Genomic DNA, 16,276 nt, shown 5'->3' with positions numbered 1-16,276 from the left:
GTCACCATTGGGCTAGGCTTTTTCTCAAGTTACCACCAAGTGCGTAAGTCCTATTTTGATAAAGGGCTAGCAGCGGTAGGGCGCACTCAGCCGTTTTATTGGCAGCGTAAATTTCCACGTAGCTGCAAGCCAGTTGCTCAATCGAATGCTCGTTATGAAAACGATTAGCAAGGCTGGTCAATAGCACAGCATCACCTTCTTGGTAGTTGCTAATTAACAAGGCGGTAAATTGACTGGGGCGCGTAGTGGTTGCCAGTTTTTGCAGCGCGAACTCTCGGATTTCCCTAGCCTGGAGATGGTGCAAAGCATCAATAGCGTATTCCTGTATGCGATGAGAACCACTGGTTTTCTGCTGGGCCAATGCCAGGATGGGCTGGTAGGCCAACGGAAATTTGTGGTGCCCAAAAATAAACAGCATGTTTTCCAGCACCACGTTGTTGCGCTCAATCAATACTCTTTCAGCCAGCCAATTAAGCTCGTCTGGCTGAAGATTGCATCTCCGCCACAAGAATGGGAAAGCGCGCTGCTGCGGCACCCGAATCATTTGCTTCAGGTCAATTTCCTGGCGGGCGGGGCGTGGGTGAGCGGCTTGACTAGCTAGCGTGGCCTCTACATTTTGCAGGTAGCGGCGCACCTCGTCATCCTGTTGCGCGAGCTGCCGTAGCTGAGCCCAGGCATCGAGGGCAGGATACTGCTCTTGAAAAGTCTGGATAAGCTGGTCATCCTGCCAGTCATCGGGATTTTTAGCTAACGCCCGCCCGAATTTTTGGGCGATGTACCGCAGCCCTGCCAGGCCATCCAGCGTTATAATTTCTTCTGCCCCAAGCCAATCAGCGCTAGCAGCCGGCTTGTTTAGGAACTGGCGGTACAGGGCTTTACGGGCTTGCGCGTCGCCGTGCTGAGCAAAAAGTAGGGCCAGCCCAAATAGCTGGGTCAGTGTCCAGGTATCCTCCCGCTCGGTTGCCAAACCCCGAATCACCGCCCGTCGAATCCGGGCCGGCTGCTTTAATAAGTTATAAAGGGCAAAGAGATACGCTGCTCGGCTACTCTCAGCTTGCCCGTCATACGCAAAGTTTTTGAGCGCGGCCTCGATGATATACGTCGAAAAATCAACCTCCGGGTTATCCCGCGCCAGTAGATAAGCCTGACCAGTACCAAGCTTAACGGAATGGCGAAAGCTGCTCTTAATCTCACGTATATTAGGCATGGGACGGCAGATATTTGTTGCGCTAGGATGCTGTTAGCAAGTTTGTTAAAACTGCTGCAAACTAGCAGCGTCCTACCCCCCTACGGCGTGGCCTGCGCCTGCTTCTTGAGCCCTTCCAGGTTTTGCTGCGAGCCTTCCAGCTGCTGTTGCAGGGCGGTTAGCTTGTCTTGCTCGGCCTTGATGCGGGCCTTCTGCTGGTCCATTTCAGTGACCAGGCTCTGCACCTTACGGGCCTGCTCAGCAATGGCGGGATTGCTGGAATTGAGGTCGCTGGCCAGCGGTGCGTTGTCGGCACCCGACTGGCAGCTGCTGAAAGCCAGGGTGCTAAGCAGCAGCAGGGCCGCGGCGCAGGGTAGAATACGCATAGTAGAAGGAATAGGTGAACAGGAGAGCGCGCGCAAAGCGAGGCCGGGCCGGCGCGCGTTGGGCAGGCCCGGCGGCTTCTTCTTCCAACTTAACGGAAGGGGTAGTAATCGGTTGCCGGGCCGCCTTGCCAAGCGTGGGCAGTATAGCCGCCGCTACGCGCAGATTTTCAGCAGCATGGCCTCCATCGTGAGGCCTGGTCCGAAGGCGCAGCTGAGCACCGGCGCGCCGTTGTCGGCGGGGGTAGTGGCGGCCAGCAGCTCGCGCAGCACGAAGAGTACCGTGGCCGACGACATATTGCCGTAGTCGCGCAGTACCTGGTAGGCGTAGCGGTTGTCGTCGCGGCTCAGGCCCAGCGCTTTCTCAATGGCTTCCAGTATTTTGCGCCCGCCGGGGTGCAGCGCAAAGTGCCGGATGTCCTCGCGCCGCACCGGCAAGTCCTTGAGCAAGTCGGCCGTGAGCTGCCCGATGCCGCGCTCAATCAGGGCCGGCACGTAGCCCGAAAGCGTCATCTCGAAGCCAAAGTCGCCGATGTGCCAAGCCATATCCTGCACGCCCTCGGGTGCCAGGCCGCAGTGAAAGGCTTCGAGCGCCAGGCAGGGGACAGCGCCGGGCAGCGGCTGCCCCAGCACCAGGCAGGCCGCCGCCCCGTCGCTAAACAGCGCGTTGCTTATCAGGTGGTCGGGGTCGTGGCTTTTCTGAAAGTGCAGCGTACACAGTTCCACGCTCACCACCAGCACCCGCGCGGCGGGGTTGGCCAGGCAAATATCGTTGGCCAGGCGCAGCGCATTCACCGCCGCATAGCAGCCCATGAAGTTGACGCACGTGCGCCGCACCGAGGGGGGTAGGGCCAGGGCCGCCACCAGCTCAATATCGAGCCCCGGCGCGTACATGCCCGTGCAGCTCACCGTGATGAGATGGGTAAGGCTAGCAGCCTCAATGCCAGGAGCCTGACCTAGCGAGTCGCGCACCGCCGCCAGGGCTAAAGGTAGGGCTTCGCGCCGGTAGGCGGCCATACGCTGGCCCACGCTCGGGAAAGGCTCCAGGCCCGGCGTGTTCGGGAAAAACTCGTAGTCGCCGTTGTCGCGGCCGTAATCGGCCAGCACCGAGTGGCGGTGCCCGATGCCCGAAACCCGGTAGAGCGCCCGCAGCTTGCGCGTCCCGTTCGCGTCCAGCTCCAGGGCCTCCGCCATGAAGCCGGCAATGGTGGGCTGAGCAAGTCGATGCGAGGGGGTAGCGGTGCCAATGGCACCCAGGTAACTGGGCATTGAGGGGAAATTAGAAGCGCAAGTTTACGCACTGCCGCCGTGCCGGGCGGGGCATATCAAAAAAAGAGCCAACCAGCCGGGAGGAGCTGGTCGGCCTCTACATACGAAGGCGCGGCCCGGTTGGCGGGCGTTGCCTTCTAGTACGGCGGGGTAGGCAGCGGGTTTTAATCAAACTCCGCGCCGTGCGTCTGCCGCATCAGCGTGCGCACGGCGGCCGGCCAGTGGCGCAGGCCGCCTACCACCAGCTCGCTCAGCACCGGCTCGCCAAAGAGCCGCTGCACGGCCCGCCCCACCCGCAGCCTCGCCCCAAACTGCCGCTGCCAGGCACGCGCGTAGGCCGCTTCCAGGGCCGGCCGCGGCAGCTCGCCGCGTAGAAAGCGGTCGGCCAGCGGGGCAGCCAGCGCCGCGCCATGAATGGCCATCGCCATGCCATTGCCACACAGCGGCGTGATGAGCCCGGCCGCGTCGCCCACCATCAGCAGGTGCTGCTCCACGGGCTGTTTGGGGGCAAAGGAAATCTCGTTAATAACCTCGGGCTGGGTGTATAGGCGTTCGCTATTATTCATAATATCGGCCAGCAAAGGGTTGCGGGCCAGCACCGTGCTCTCCAGCGCGGCAATGCTGCCGCCCGCGGCCTTCAGGTTGGCGCGCGTGGTGAGGTAGCAAAAGCACAGCTTATCGTCTTCAATGGCCGAAATGCCCGCGTAGCCATCCCGAAAGTTGTGCAGCTCAATCACATCGCGCGCAAAGCCGGGCAGGCGCAGGTGGTGCTTCACGCCGAGGTAGGGCGAGCGCTGGCCGAAAAATGGCCGCGCCAGCTGCCGGTCCAGGGCGCTGCGCTTGCCGTAGGTACCCAGCACCAGCGGGGCCAGCAGCTGGCGGCCGTCGGCCAGGGTTACGCAATGCTGGTCGGCGGCTTCCTCAAAAGCCACATCGGCCACGGTCGCAAAAATAAATTCGACGCCTTTATGCAGCGCTTTTTGGTACAAAAACTCGTCGAGCTGGTAGCGGCTCACCCCAAAACCGCCCATATCCAGCGGGCTGGCCAGCGTGCGCCCGGCCGGCGACGACAGCCCGAACCGCCGGATGGCCGCCGGGGCCAGCGCCGCCGGGTCGGCCCCCAGCCGGCGCAGGTAGGGCAGCACCTCGTTGCTCACATACTCGCCGCAAACGCGGTGGAAGGGGTAGTGCCGCCGCTCCACCACCACTACTCGGTGCCCGCGCCCGGCCAGGTCGAGGGCCGCCGCCAGCCCCGCCAGTCCGCCGCCCAGCACTAAAACGCGGGCGCTTGGGGGGGTAAGAAAATGATTATCGGGTAAAATCACAAAGTAACCGGTAAAAATCCCGGTATTAGACTAATCAAAGGTAGTGTGACCCAACAGCGGCCGTACTTTTGCGAAACCAAAACACAAGTTAGTCGTTAACTTTCATCACACCCAGCTACAGTGTTCTGGTTGACAGGATTATGAAACAACCCTTACTAGTTACTATTCTTTGGCTGGCCAGCCTCAATCTGGCATTTGCGAGCGTGCCGCCGGGGCCCCCAGCGGCCGCCAGCGGCCTGCACCAGATTATCGTTCGCCCTACGTTGGATGAGCACACGCTGGTCGTGTATCCCAACCCCAGCACGGGTATCGTGCACCTCACCATCAGCGGCCTCGAAGGCCGCAAAGTAGAGGTCACGGTTATCAACGTGATTGGTACCGTGATGTACCGCGAATCACTCACGGAGCTAAATGAGCGCTTCACCAAAACGCTTGATTTGAGCCGTTTCGCCAATGGCCTGTACTACGTTAAGATAGAAGCCGATAACGCCAGCCAGCTCTGCAAGCTCGTAATTAGGTAGTGAACAGTCTGATACCGCAGAGTCAACCCAACAAAAAAGCAGCCGTGAGGCTGCTTTTTTGTTAGCAACTAAGTTATTAGTGCAGGCTTATCTAGCGGGCCGGCACGAGCTCGGGGCTCACCATGTTGCGCACTTTACGAGCGGTATCAAGAGCAAGCAGGGCCGTAGCCAGAACCAAGGCAAAAAATACGTACCACATAAAAAGTTAAGGACAAATGAAAATGAGAATGGTCAGCTATCCGGCCATCATGCTGCTTTTAACCGCGGGGAGGGGGGTAGGGTTACAGTAAAATTCGGGCATTTTATTGAGTGATGTTACGCAAGGCGTATCGCCCTCCGCATCAACCTCAGTTACCTAACTCAATCCAGCACCGATTTCCAGCCACGCCGGGCAGTGGTCCGAGTGCACGGCGTCGGGCCAGAGGCCGGCCCCGCGCAGCCGGGGCAGCAGCGCCTGGTCGAGCAGCAGGTGGTCGAGGCGCCAGCCCACGTTGCGCGCCCGCGAGCCGGCCCGGTAGCTCCACCATGAGTAGTGGTGCGGCGCGTCGGGGTGCAGGTGCCGAAACGAGTCGAGGTAGCCATCGGCCAGCAGGTCGCCAAACCACTGGCGCTCCTCGGGCGTGTAGCCGGGGCTGTGCTGGTTGGCTTTGGGGTTGTGCAGGTCAATGGCCGTCTGGCAGCAGTTGAAGTCGCCCCCGATAACGAGCGGCGGCACCGCCGCATCGAGTCGCAAGCCCGCCACGTAGGCCCGAAACCAGTGCAGCCACGCCACCTTGAACGCCTGCCGCGCTGGCCCGCTGGTGCCCGAAGGCATATAGGTGTTAAGCACCGATACGTGCTCAAAATCGAGCCGCAGCACGCGGCCTTCGTCATCATACAGCGGCTCGCCGCAGCCCATTACCACGGCCTTGGGCTCGGTCAGGCTGAAGGTGGCCACGCCGCTGTAGCCCGGCTTGCGGGCGGGGTGCAGGTAGGCGTGGTAGCCCAGCGCAGCCAGGCCACTCACGTCGAGGGGGGTAGTGCCGGCTTTTATCTCCTGCACGCACAGCACGTCGGGCCGGGTGGCCGCCACCCAGTCGAGCAGCCCCTTGCTCAAGGCCGAGCGCAGGCCGTTAAGGTTATAAGAAATTATTTTCATGTGGCTGATTACTGACTGTCTATCATTGCGAGGCTGCGAAGCAATCGCACCGGAACGATACCCGAACGGCTTCGTTCTGGTGCGATTGCTTCGCAGCCTCGCAATGACGACCGTTTAACAATCAATCCAACTCGTCAAAATATTCCAGGATGTGCCATTTCAGCATCCGCTCCTGCTCCTTGAGATTGGCGAAGGGCACGGGTGCCACGAGCTGGTAGTGGGGCCAGCCTTCCTCATCCACGCGCTCCAGCGCGTAGTGGCCGCTCTGGCTAAAGAGCTTGCAGGTAGCGATGTGCATCAGGTCCTGCTTCTGCTCTTTGGTGAAAGCCGCCACGCCCTGCCCCAGCTCCTGCACCCCAATGAGCAGCAGCAGCGCGTTGAGGTCGGGCCGCCGGCCAAAGCGCTCCTCCATAGCGACCAGCAGCGTCTCCCAGCGCTGGTTGAACTCGGCCTCGCTTTCGCCGGCGGGGGGGGTAGGGCCGTTAGTGCTCATGCGGCGGGTGAGTAGCGGCCGGGTGCGCGCCGGGTGCGCCGGAGGCAGCTTCGGCGCGCAGCACTTCCCAGTATTCCACGGCCCGGCGGAAATGCGGAATCACGATGCTACCCCCAATGAGGTTGGCAATGGAAAACACCTCGAAAATCTCGTCGTCGGAGAGGCCTTCCTCGTGGCATTTGCCGAGGTGATACTTCACGCAGTCGTCGCAGCGCAGCACCAGCGAGCAGGCCAGGCCTAGCATTTCCTTCACCTTCACGGGCACCGCGCCGGCTTGGTAGGCATTGGTGTCGAGGTTAAAAAAGCGCTTGATAACCTTGTTGTCGTAGGCCAGCACGCGCTCATTCATGCGCTGGCGGTAGTCGTCAAAATCGGTGGTGAGAGACACGGATAAATTATAAGAATGAATAAATGAAGCAAAGTCTGCCCGAGCTGCGGCCCGGCAGTATCTTGGGCAGCCGCGGGGCTCGCGTCACCACAAAGGACGGGGGTAGGCGCGCTTCGGCCCGCTGGCCCGGCCTGCCCTACTCAACCACTAACTGCCCTAACTGATGCTGCGCCCCCTCCTGGCCGACTTGCTGGCCCTGTTCTTCCCTCGCCCCTGCCTGGCCTGCCGCGAGCCGCTGGTGGCCGGCGAGGCGCACCTCTGCACGCGCTGCCGCGCCGAGCTGCCCTACACCGGCTACCACTTGCTGCCGCCCGCCCACAACCCGCTGCCCCGGCGCTTCTGGGGCAAGCTGCCCGTGCGGCACACCTTCAGCTACCTGCGCTTCCAGCGCCACGGGCGGGTGCAGCTGCTGCTGCATCAGCTTAAGTATCAGGGCCAGGCGGGGGTAGGGCGGGCGCTGGGCCAGCTCTACGGCGCCGAGCTGGCCGCCGCCGGCCTGGGTCCCGAATTTGAGCTTATCGTGCCGGTGCCGCTGCACCGCCGCAAGCTGGCCCGCCGGGGCTATAACCAGGCCGAGGCCTTTGCCACCGGCCTAGCGGCCGCCCTACCCTGCCCCAGCGCTCCAAACGCGTTGCGTCGCACCGAACACACTGCCTCCCAAACGCGCAAGGGCCGCGCCGAGCGCTGGCAAAACGTGGCCACGGTATTTGAGGTGGCCGACCCGGCCGCCATAATTGGCCGCCACATCCTGCTGGTCGATGACGTGCTGACCACCGGCGCTACCCTTGAAGCCTGCGGCGCGGCCCTGCTCGCCGCCGGAGCCCGCACCATAAGCATTGCCACCATCGCGGCCACTGAACAATAACTAATCACGGATTACGCGGATTTTAGCGGATTTCACGGATTTTGTGGACGGCGCTACTCTTGCAACAGGTAGCAGATACTGAAATAGTTAGACAAGAAGTAAGTGGAAGAAACATAAAAAAGAGGCTGCCCATCTGAGCAGCCTCTTTGTCGTCCACAAAATCCGTGAAATCCGCTAAAATCCGCGTAATCCGTGATTATTATTTGTTCGAGCCGGCGTTAATCATCGCGCAGCGGAAACCAATGGTCGAGGTAGCCGAATCTTCCGCCATGAAGCGGCGCGTACCGGGCGAGAGGTAGTAGGCCACATCGCGCCACGAACCGCCTTTGTACACGCGCACATGGTCGTCAATCAGACTCTGGTAGCCTTTCTTGTCGTAGCCTGACGCGGCATCACCCACGCCATTGCGGCGGAACGGGTTGAGGTCTTCCACATCTTGGAACGAGAGCGGGCGATACACGTCCTGCACCCACTCGTTCACGTTGCCAGCCATGTTGTAGAGGCCGTAGTCGTTGGGGGGGTAGGCATAGATATACTCCGTAATCATAGCGCCATCGTTCAGGCTGCCCGCGATGCCGGCGTAGTCGCCCCGGCCCCGCTTGAAGTTAGCCAGAAACTGACCCTGGCCTTTGCCATACGGGTTGCGGGTCGAGCGGCCATCCCAAGGATAGATGCGCTTCTCTTCCTGGTTTTCGTTGCCCACTTCCTGGGTGCCTATCAGCGCCTGCGCGGCGTACTCCCACTCAGCCTCGGTAGGCAGGCGGTAGTTGGGCAGCGAGTTGCCTTTCTCGATAGAAGCAGCGTTTTTGCCATTGGCTAGCGCGCCGGCCCCGCCGCCTTCGGCCGCGCCGCTGGCGGCGGCATCACCTTTCTTGTTCTTTTTGCTAAACAGGCCGCCTTTCTTGGTTTCGCCGCCGCCACCTTTGGCGAGGTTCTCGTTCACCTTGGCCGTGCGCCACGCGCAGTAGCTGTCGGCCTGCAGCCAGTTCACGCCCACTACCGGGAAGTAGCGGAAGCCGGGGTAGCGCAGGTAGTAAGTTACGTACGGGTCGTTGAACGACAGGTCGCGCGCCCACACCGTAGTGTCGGGCAGGGCCGCCTTGTATTTTTCTTCCGACGAGTCTTTGCGCAGAAAGTGCAGGTATTCGAGCCAGTGAATGTTGGCCACTTCCGCTTCGTCCATATAGAACGAGGCGATAGTCACCGTGCGCTCTATGTTGTCGTGGTTGTTGGTCACGTCTTCTTCCTGCGAGCCCAGCACCGTGCGGCCGCCCTCGATGTACACGAGGCCCGGCCCGGTCGGGATTTTCTTGAAGTTCGACACCTTCATGCCCTCGTCGGTATTATAGGCAATGCCCGTCGTGGAGGATGCCTTGCCGGGGTTGGTAGCGGTAGGGGCCCCCTTGTGGCAGCTGGCCAGGGCCAGGCTACTGGCAGCAAGCAAGCTCAAATAATTAGTGAATCGCATAACGAAAAAGAGATGGGTCTAAAGGGCTAATAAATTAAGAGGGGTATTTGGTTGCAATATTACGCACAATCAGAAGTCGGGACAAGAGGCTTTTGGATAATTCCGCCTTTTCAGGCGGCGAAAGGCGCTTTCCAGCTTGTCAAACGCACGAAGGGTCAAAGTTATTTCGTGGGCCCCGCCCAAATCGCTGGCTAATTGGCTCACGCCCACGTCGTAGCTGTAGCCAATCCGCAGGTCGCCCACCGCCACGCCCGCCACCACGGCCACCACGTGCTGGGTGCCCAGGTCGGGGCTGGCCAGGTTGCGGTAAATGGCACCCACCGTCACGGGGTCGAGCAGAAAATACGCACCCGCCTCTGAGCGCTGCGAGCCGCCTTGCCGGGTGTAGCCAAGGGTAGGCACGAAGCTGATTTCGTGCACTTCACCCTTGCCCGCGCCGGCCGGCCGCTGCAAAAAAAGCTTATAGCCCGCGCTCACGGCCACCCGCAGGGGTAGGCCCGCCTGCGTGCTGAATCCCAAATCGGGCCGGTTCAGATTATGACCCGACACGCTCAGCCAAGCCTGCTCAGCATACAGCACGCCGCCTACCCCCACCGTGAGGTAGTTGACGGGCGGAAAGCCCGCCAGGCTCTCGGCCGTAGCCCCCAAATAGCTGCCGTCGGCGCTGTATTGGTCGCCAAATGTGAGGTTGTCGTAGCCCACGCGCTGGCGGCCGTAGCCCACCTGCGCCCCGCCGCTCAGGGCCAGCGTGCGCGTGAGGCGCGTGTGGTACGCATACTGCGCCGTGACCCCCAGGCGGGTGTAGCCCACGGTGCCCGTTCGGTCCTGATTAATAAGAATGCCGATGGCGTGGTGCAAACCCGGCTGCGGTAGCCGCCAGCCGGCCGCCAGCTGCACCGTCTGAAACGAGCCCGCCAGCTGCGGAAACTGGTCGCGGTAGCTGAGCGTAGCGCTGTAGTCGTCCACCAGGCCGGTCCAGGCGGGGTTGTCGGCCTGGCGGTTGGCGAAGGCTTGCGAAAAGTACACGTCCTGCCCCCGCGCCGCGTTGGCGGCCAGCAAACCAAGCCCCGCCAGCCAGGGCCGGGCACTCAGCGAAAAGCGAGGGGGTAGGGGCATTGAGCGAGTTAAGACAAAGTGCGCAGTATTCGTTCCCAGACCCGCTGGCAACGAATACCGCGCCCCTGGCACTCAAATTTACTTCTTCGTAATCGTAAATTCTACCCGGCGGTTGAAGCGGCGGGTCTCCTCCTGTTCGTTGTTGGAGATGGGCTGGGTGCCGCCAAAGCCCTGCGTGCTCAGGCGCTTGGGGTCTATCCCCTTGCTAACCAAGTACTTCTTCACCTCGTTTACCCGGTCTTCGCTTAGTTTCAGGTTGAGGGCCGGGTCGCCCTGGTTGTCGGTGTGGCCGCCGATAAGAATTTCCACCGTGGGGTAGTCGCGCAGGATGCGCACCAGGCGCAGCAGCTCGGGAAACGAGCTGGGTTGCAGCACGTACTTGCTCTGCGGGAAGAAAATATTGTTGAGCCGCACCTTCTGGCCCACCTTGAAGGGCACCAGAAACAGGTCCTGCTGCTTCTCCGAGTACTTATCGGCGGCCGTCACGTCGAGGCTGGCGTTCTCGGCGATGTAGTCCGGCGACTCGGCGCGGTAGCCGTACTGCACGCCGGCCGGCAGCACAATCGTGTACGAGCCATCGATGGGCGAGCTTTCCGTGACGCCGATTTCCTCGCCCGTAATCAGGTTTTCATAGTGAATAATGGCCCGAATGGGCTTTTTCGTCACCGCGTCCAGCACCTTGCCCTGCACCAGCGTCACCACTTCGGGCTTGAAAGCCGGGGCCAGCGCAATGCGAAAAATATCTTTCGAGCCGCCGATGCCGTTGCGCGCCGACACTAGATAAGCATTATCGCCCGCCGCCGAAAGCGTGTAATACGCGTCAAAATCAGGCGAATTCACCACCGGACCCAGGTTGCGCGGGGCGCTCCACTTGGTCCAGCTGTCATCCAGACGCTTCGAATAAAAAATATCACTTTTCCCATAGCCACCGTGCCCATCGGAAGCGAAATACAGCGTTTTGTCATCGGCCGCCAGGAAGGGCGCGAAGTCGGCGCCGGGCGTGTTGATAGTAGGCCCGAGGCTAATAGGTTTAGCCCATTGCGTGGGGCGCTTGGGGTCGGGCTGCTCGCCCACCGGAATAGGCTTGGGGAAGCTCACGAAGATGTCCTGGCCGCCCTGGCCATCGGGGCGGTCCACGGCCATTAGCAGGGCTTTACCCGAGGTAGCAAGGTAGCCGTCCACGTGCTCGGGGTCGCGGTTGATGAAGTTATCAATCTGCACTTTCTGCGGCACGCTCCAGCCGCCCGGCGAGCGCCGGCTCGTGCTAAAGCCCTTGGGCTCCATGAATCCATCCACGTACACGCCGATGAGCAGCGCCACCTGGCCATTGGCCGACACCGAGGCCAGGCCGTTGGGGTCCTCGGGGCCGTTGGGCGGCGAGCCCAGGTTTTTGGCCATGCTCCAAGTCTGGTTTTTGCCGCTGGTCAGCTTCGAATACCAGATGTCCTGCGGGTCGCGAGTGCCGCCCACGTTGCTAGGGTGAAACTGGCGGGCAAAAAACATGGTGCGGCCGTCGGGCGAAATCACCGGGTGGGTGTCCACGTACTTGCTGTTGATGTTGGGACCCAGGTTTTTAAGGGTCGAGTCCATCTGCACCGTCTCCACGTCGGTCTTGGCCGGATTCTTAAAATCCTGCTTCACAATCTGCACCACCACGTTGGCAATGCCGATGGCGTCAAGCTGGTTCGGGCCGTCCACTTTGGCCGCGTTCATCGTCACGCGGGCGCCGATGGTGCGGTATTTCTCGGGCTTGAACTTCACTTGCAGCGTGCGGAAACCCACCGGCAGCGGCCCCGGATTGGGGTTGGTGTACACCTGATGCCGCTCGCCCTTGATGTCAATCAGCTCGATTTTAGTGACAGCGCCGGGATTAACGTTCTCAATGACAGTGACTTGCTGCGCGATAAGCGACTTGGCAAAGCGCACCTCAATAAACTCGTTCGCGCCATCCTTGCCCGGCGTCCAGGCTTCTTTGTTGACTTCGCCCAGTGGCTGCGAGTTGGGCTCGCCCAGCACTTTCTCGGGCGAAAAAGCCTCCTTGCCCTTGGCTTTGGCGGAAGAAACGTCTTCCACTTTGCTGGCCCAAAGCACCGTTTGGGCCTGGGCGGCCGGTGCGGCTAACATAACCGCTGCCGCGGCCGGCATAAAAAATAGCGCCGTGTATAAATTCATAGAGTGGAACTAGATAAGTCGGGGTAAAGCACCCAGGAATAACAAAAAAATACCAAGCCTATAATAATCCGCGTCTTCCAACTACGAACCTAACACAAAATTGCCAAAACGCCGGCCGGCCGCATCTTTGTGCCATGCCCTACCCCCCCGATTTAGCCGCATCCTACGACTACCTGCTGGTGGGTGGTGGGGCGGCGGGCCTCAGCCTGGCGTATTATCTGGCCCAGGAGCCCCGCCTGGCCGATAAGCGGGTGCTGCTCATCGAGCCCGAGCCCAAAGACCAGAACGACCGCACCTGGTCGTACTGGGCCGACGAGCCCTCGCCGTTCGACGCGCTGGCCGCCGGCGAATGGCAGAACATCGCCTTCCGTAGTCCGGGTTTCACGCGGGTGCTCAACTTGGGAAAGTACCGCTACCGCACGGTGCGCGGCCTCGATTTTTACCAGTTCGTGCATCAAGCGCTGGCGGCGCGGCCGGCGCAGTTCACGTTGCTGCGAGCTACCGTGACCAATTTGCGTAACACGCGGCGATGGGGCGTTCGAGCCATTACAGATAAAGGTGAATTCACCGCGCGGTTTGCCTTCGACAGCCGGCCGCCGGCCATCACGCCCAACCCGGCCAAGTACCGCTACCTGCTCCAGCATTTTCTGGGTTGGGAAATCGAGACGACCCGCGACGTGTTTGACCCGGCCGTGGTCGAGTTCATGGATTTCCGCGGCGAGCAGCAGCACGAGGCGCGCTTTATGTACGTGCTGCCCTTCGGCCCGCGCCGGGCGCTGGTCGAGTACACGCTTTTTTCAGCTAAGATGCTGGATAAAAGCGAATACGAAGCGCACTTGCTTGATTACTTGCAAAATACGCTCCAGCTCACCGCCGCCGACTACCGCATCACGGATACCGAAGTCGGCGCCATTCCCATGACCGACCACCCGCTGCCGACGGGGGTAGGGGCGCACATTATCAACCTGGGCACGCGCGCGGGGCGGGCCAAGCCCAGCACCGGCTACGCGTTTCGGCGCATTCAGGCGCAGTCGGTGCGGCTGGTAGCGGCGCTGGCGGCCACCGGCCTACCCCCTCGCGACCCGACCGGCGACCGCTGGCAATTTCGCCTTTTCGACACGCTGCTGCTCGACATTATGCAGCGCCGGGGCGAAACGACCCGCGACATTTTCCGGCAATTATTTGAGCGAAACCCCGTCGAGCGCATCTTCCGCTTTCTGGACGAAACGACCAGCTGGGCCGACAACCTGCGCGTGATGAACTCGGTGGCACCGGGGCCTTTTATGCGCTCCATCGGGCACGCGCTGCGCGGCCGGCCGGGGCAGCGCAAGGGTTCGCAAGGTTAAAAGAGGTTTCGCCAGGTTTGCTTTGCTATACATCTAGCAAAAACAAACCTAGCGAAACCTCTTTTAACCTTGCGAACCTTTGCGCTCCAGAAACTCCCGCTCGGCCCGTACGGACTCGGCGCTAATGGGTAGCAATTGCGGCCGGGGCCGCGATAAATTCAGCAGAAAACCTGTCATTTCGGGCAAGCTATCCAGGTCGTGCGTGCTGCACAGAATAGTGCGCCTTTCATCGGTTACCCAAGTACTCAGCAAAGAAAAAATACGCCGCCGATGATACACATCGAGTTGTTGCGTGGGCTCATCGAGCAAGTACAGCGGCGCGTCTTGCAGGCTGAGCTGAGCCAGCCACACCAATTGCTGCTCGCCGCCCGAAAGCTGCCGAAAATCCTGGTCGGCCAGGTGCGTAGCGCCCACCGCTGCTAGGGCCGCGTCGGCGCGGGCGTAGTCGGCGGCGCCATAGGTGCTGAACAACCCGTGGTGGCGGTAGCGGCCCATCACCACCAGCTCGCGGGTGGGGAGGGCAAAATCGAGGCTGCCGCGCTGCGGCAGGTAGCCCAGCCGGCGCGCCAGCGCCGGGCCGCGCAGCGTGCGCAGTTCCTCGGGCCCGCCCAGCCGCACCGAGCCCTGGTAGGGCAGCTGCCCCGTCAGCACCCGAAACAGCGTGGTCTTGCCCGCCCCATTATGCCCCAGCACCGCCACGAAGGCCGGGGTGGGGGATAAGGCCAACGAAAAGTCGCGGAGCAACACCCGATTGGGGTACCCCGCGACCATGTTTTCAATTATCATGTAGCAATTAACATTTAACAGTAGTTCTACTACCAAGCCAAGCGGAAGACGGGCTTAGCTGGCCATTCACGCGGCTGTTAAATGTTGATTGATACCTGTTAAACGCCCGTTAGTATTCGTCCTCGTTGAACATGAAGTCCTCCTTGGTGGGGTAGTCGGGCCACACTTCCTCGATGTTTTCGTAGGGCTGGCCGTCGTCTTCCAGGCCTTGCAGGTTTTCGACTACCTCCATAGGAGCACCCGAGCGAATGGAAAAGTCAATGAGTTCGTCCTTGGTGGCGGGCCAGGGCGCATCTTCCAGATAGGAGGCTAGTTCGAGGGTCCAGTACATGGTAAGGAGGGGGTAGGCGTTGATGAAAGAATGTTAAAAGTAAGCTGCACGGACGCTACGTGAAACGGCCCGGCGGGGTTAGCTATCGGCCGGCAACTGAAATAGCGCAATTAATTCCGTTTTAGTTTGAATTTTGCGCTCAAAGGTGCGAATTTTTCCTTGCAGCAGCTGCCGAAACTGGTCGTTGGCCGCCGAGCTGTTGAGCTTACCCAGGTTTTCCTGGAGCGTAGCCAGCTCCTGGCGGTCGCTCTCGATAAACTTGCGCAGGGCCACCGTGGCCTGCTGCGCCCGCTCGGCGGGCGAGAGTGCCGGGCTGCCTTCGGCCTGCCGCTTGCGCAGGTAGTAGTCCAGGGCGCTCATTTCGAACACCTTATCGCAGGCCAGCATAAAGCGCTGCCACAGCTGGTCCGACTCGGGGCCGCGCACGGCCCCGCTCTGCTTCCACTCGGCCTGCAGGTTTTTGGCCTGCGTCACGCCCTGGTTGGGGGGTAGGGCAATGAGGGCCTCGGCGCGGCGGGCCAGCTCGCGCTTGCGCAGCAGGCTTTCCTCGGGCGAGCCGGGGGTGGCACCGGGCTGCGCTTCGGCCGGGCGCTGCGTTTCGATATGCTTTTTGAGGCGCTCAAAAAAGTAATTGTTGGCCGCCCGAAACCTGGTCCACATCTCGGCCGCCTGCTTCTTGGGCAGGTTGCCATTGACCTCGCGCCAGGCGGTTTGCAACTGCTTGAGCTGGCGCGAAGTAGCCTCGAACTGGTCGGAGTTTTTCAGAATTTCGGCCTGGTTCACCAGGTCGCGGTAGCGCTCCACGGTGCGGCGCGCCAAGGCCTTGCGGTCGCTCTGGAAAACCTTGCGCCGGTCAAAAAATTCCTGCACCGCGCCGTGAAAGCGCGTTTCCAGCTCCTCGGTCAGGGCCTTGTCAACGGGCCCAGTCTTGAGCCAGGCCTGGCGCAGCTCCTTCACGGTTTCGCTGGCCGTAAGCCACTCCACGGTATCGGCCAGGGCGACGGCCTGCTCGATGAGGCTGGCTTTGGTGGCCAGGTTTTTCTCGCGGTTGCGGGCCACCGACACGTTGAGCGCCTGCTCAGCTTCCTGCAGGCGGCCGTGCAGGCGCTCGTAGTCGCCGAGGCCGTCGTGCTGCTTGGTTTGCTCCTGCAGGTGCAGCAGCTTCATCAGGTAAGAACCCTGGTTGTCAGCCGATTGCAGCCGGTCGAGCAGCTCGTCGATTTTAGCCCGGAAGGCTTCGTAGCGTTGGGCGAAATAGCGCAGCGCGTCGTCGGCGGTGTCCTTAACCTGGCCGATGCGACGGGCCGGCTGGCCCAGCACGGGGCGTAGCCACACGCCCCCGTCTTCCACGTAGCCATACCGGCGGGCTTCCGTGAGCGGGTGGTCGGGGAGTTCCATTGGGAAATGGGAAAGATAGAGTGAGGTAAAAACGTCGGCAAGCGCAGCAGTCGGCTTCGAACGTGGAAGAGCAATGAACTACAAGTTTACG

General features: G+C 61.2%; 16 protein-coding genes. 3 read left to right on the top strand and 13 right to left on the bottom strand.

From position 1 onward, the window contains the following. Position 1 precedes the first annotated feature (1 nt). The 4 genes from A0257_13510 to A0257_13495 form a co-directional block, all read right to left on the bottom strand. Positions 2-1,207 (bottom strand): hypothetical protein, encoded by a 1,206-nt coding sequence (locus A0257_13510; protein ID AMR28007.1) that lies wholly within the window; start codon positions 1,205-1,207, stop codon positions 2-4. A gap of 80 nt (positions 1,208-1,287) precedes the next feature. Next, a complete protein-coding gene (locus A0257_13505) occupies positions 1,288-1,572 on the bottom strand; it encodes a hypothetical protein (GenBank protein AMR28006.1) in 285 nt (94 codons plus the stop codon). A 153-nt stretch (positions 1,573-1,725) separates the two neighbouring features. Beyond that, on the bottom strand, positions 1,726-2,838 hold the full coding sequence (locus A0257_13500) for a naringenin-chalcone synthase (protein ID AMR28005.1): 1,113 nt from the start codon (positions 2,836-2,838) through the stop codon (positions 1,726-1,728). A 164-nt stretch (positions 2,839-3,002) separates the two neighbouring features. Then, on the bottom strand, positions 3,003-4,160 hold the full coding sequence (locus tag A0257_13495) for an FAD-dependent oxidoreductase (GenBank protein ID AMR29760.1): 1,158 nt from the start codon (positions 4,158-4,160) through the stop codon (positions 3,003-3,005). A gap of 143 nt (positions 4,161-4,303) precedes the next feature. On the opposite strand from A0257_13495, the gene A0257_13490 reads away from it, so the two are divergent. Continuing rightward, positions 4,304-4,684, top strand: a complete 381-nt coding sequence (locus tag A0257_13490; GenBank protein AMR28004.1) for a hypothetical protein — start codon at positions 4,304-4,306, stop codon at positions 4,682-4,684. A gap of 355 nt (positions 4,685-5,039) precedes the next feature. Here A0257_13490 and A0257_13485 read toward each other — a convergent pair whose 3' ends face one another. From A0257_13485 to A0257_13475, 3 genes are all read right to left on the bottom strand, one after another. Continuing rightward, positions 5,040-5,822 carry an exodeoxyribonuclease III gene (locus tag A0257_13485; protein AMR28003.1) on the bottom strand — a complete coding sequence of 261 codons (783 nt, stop codon included), beginning with the start codon at positions 5,820-5,822 and terminating at the stop codon, positions 5,040-5,042. Positions 5,823-5,943: 121 nt separating this feature from the next. Continuing rightward, positions 5,944-6,315: a hypothetical protein gene (locus A0257_13480; protein AMR28002.1), complete on the bottom strand. Its 372-nt coding sequence runs from the start codon at positions 6,313-6,315 to the stop codon at positions 5,944-5,946. After that, positions 6,305-6,703, bottom strand: a complete 399-nt coding sequence (locus A0257_13475; protein AMR28001.1) for an alkylhydroperoxidase — start codon at positions 6,701-6,703, stop codon at positions 6,305-6,307. Before A0257_13475 ends, A0257_13480 begins: the two co-directional genes overlap by 11 nt. A gap of 160 nt (positions 6,704-6,863) precedes the next feature. Between A0257_13475 and A0257_13470 the strand changes: the two genes are divergently transcribed. After that, positions 6,864-7,568 (top strand): competence protein, encoded by a 705-nt coding sequence (locus A0257_13470; GenBank protein ID AMR28000.1) that lies wholly within the window; start codon positions 6,864-6,866, stop codon positions 7,566-7,568. Between the two features lie 199 nt (positions 7,569-7,767). Here the strand turns inward: A0257_13470 and A0257_13465 are convergent, their stop codons facing one another. From A0257_13465 to A0257_13455, 3 genes are all read right to left on the bottom strand, one after another. Next, entirely contained in the window at positions 7,768-9,036 is a 1,269-nt protein-coding gene (locus A0257_13465; GenBank protein AMR27999.1) for a gliding motility lipoprotein GldJ, read from the bottom strand. A gap of 69 nt (positions 9,037-9,105) precedes the next feature. Continuing rightward, positions 9,106-10,152 (bottom strand): hypothetical protein, encoded by a 1,047-nt coding sequence (locus A0257_13460; protein ID AMR27998.1) that lies wholly within the window; start codon positions 10,150-10,152, stop codon positions 9,106-9,108. Positions 10,153-10,230: 78 nt separating this feature from the next. After that, positions 10,231-12,324, bottom strand: coding sequence for a hypothetical protein (locus A0257_13455; protein AMR27997.1), 2,094 nt, complete (start codon positions 12,322-12,324; stop codon positions 10,231-10,233). Between the two features lie 134 nt (positions 12,325-12,458). On the opposite strand from A0257_13455, the gene A0257_13450 reads away from it, so the two are divergent. Continuing rightward, entirely contained in the window at positions 12,459-13,670 is a 1,212-nt protein-coding gene (locus A0257_13450) for a hypothetical protein (GenBank protein AMR27996.1), read from the top strand. A 63-nt stretch (positions 13,671-13,733) separates the two neighbouring features. On the opposite strand, the gene A0257_13445 is transcribed toward A0257_13450, so the two are convergent. From A0257_13445 to A0257_13435, 3 genes are all read right to left on the bottom strand, one after another. Then, positions 13,734-14,456 (bottom strand): ABC transporter ATP-binding protein, encoded by a 723-nt coding sequence (locus A0257_13445; GenBank protein AMR27995.1) that lies wholly within the window; start codon positions 14,454-14,456, stop codon positions 13,734-13,736. A 109-nt stretch (positions 14,457-14,565) separates the two neighbouring features. Further along, entirely contained in the window at positions 14,566-14,787 is a 222-nt protein-coding gene (locus A0257_13440) for a hypothetical protein (protein ID AMR27994.1), read from the bottom strand. Between the two features lie 78 nt (positions 14,788-14,865). Then, the gene (locus A0257_13435) at positions 14,866-16,185 is read right to left on the bottom strand and encodes a ribonuclease (GenBank protein AMR27993.1); all 1,320 of its coding nucleotides are present in this window, start codon (positions 16,183-16,185) and stop codon (positions 14,866-14,868) included. Between the last annotated feature and the right edge of the window lie 91 nt (positions 16,186-16,276).

Origin of the sequence: Hymenobacter psoromatis, from assembly GCA_001596155.1 — a bacterium.
Taxonomy (GTDB): Bacteria; Bacteroidota; Bacteroidia; order Cytophagales; family Hymenobacteraceae; genus Hymenobacter.
The sequence above is the reverse complement of the archived record's forward strand: the minus strand, read 5'-3'. Positions and strand labels throughout refer to the sequence as shown.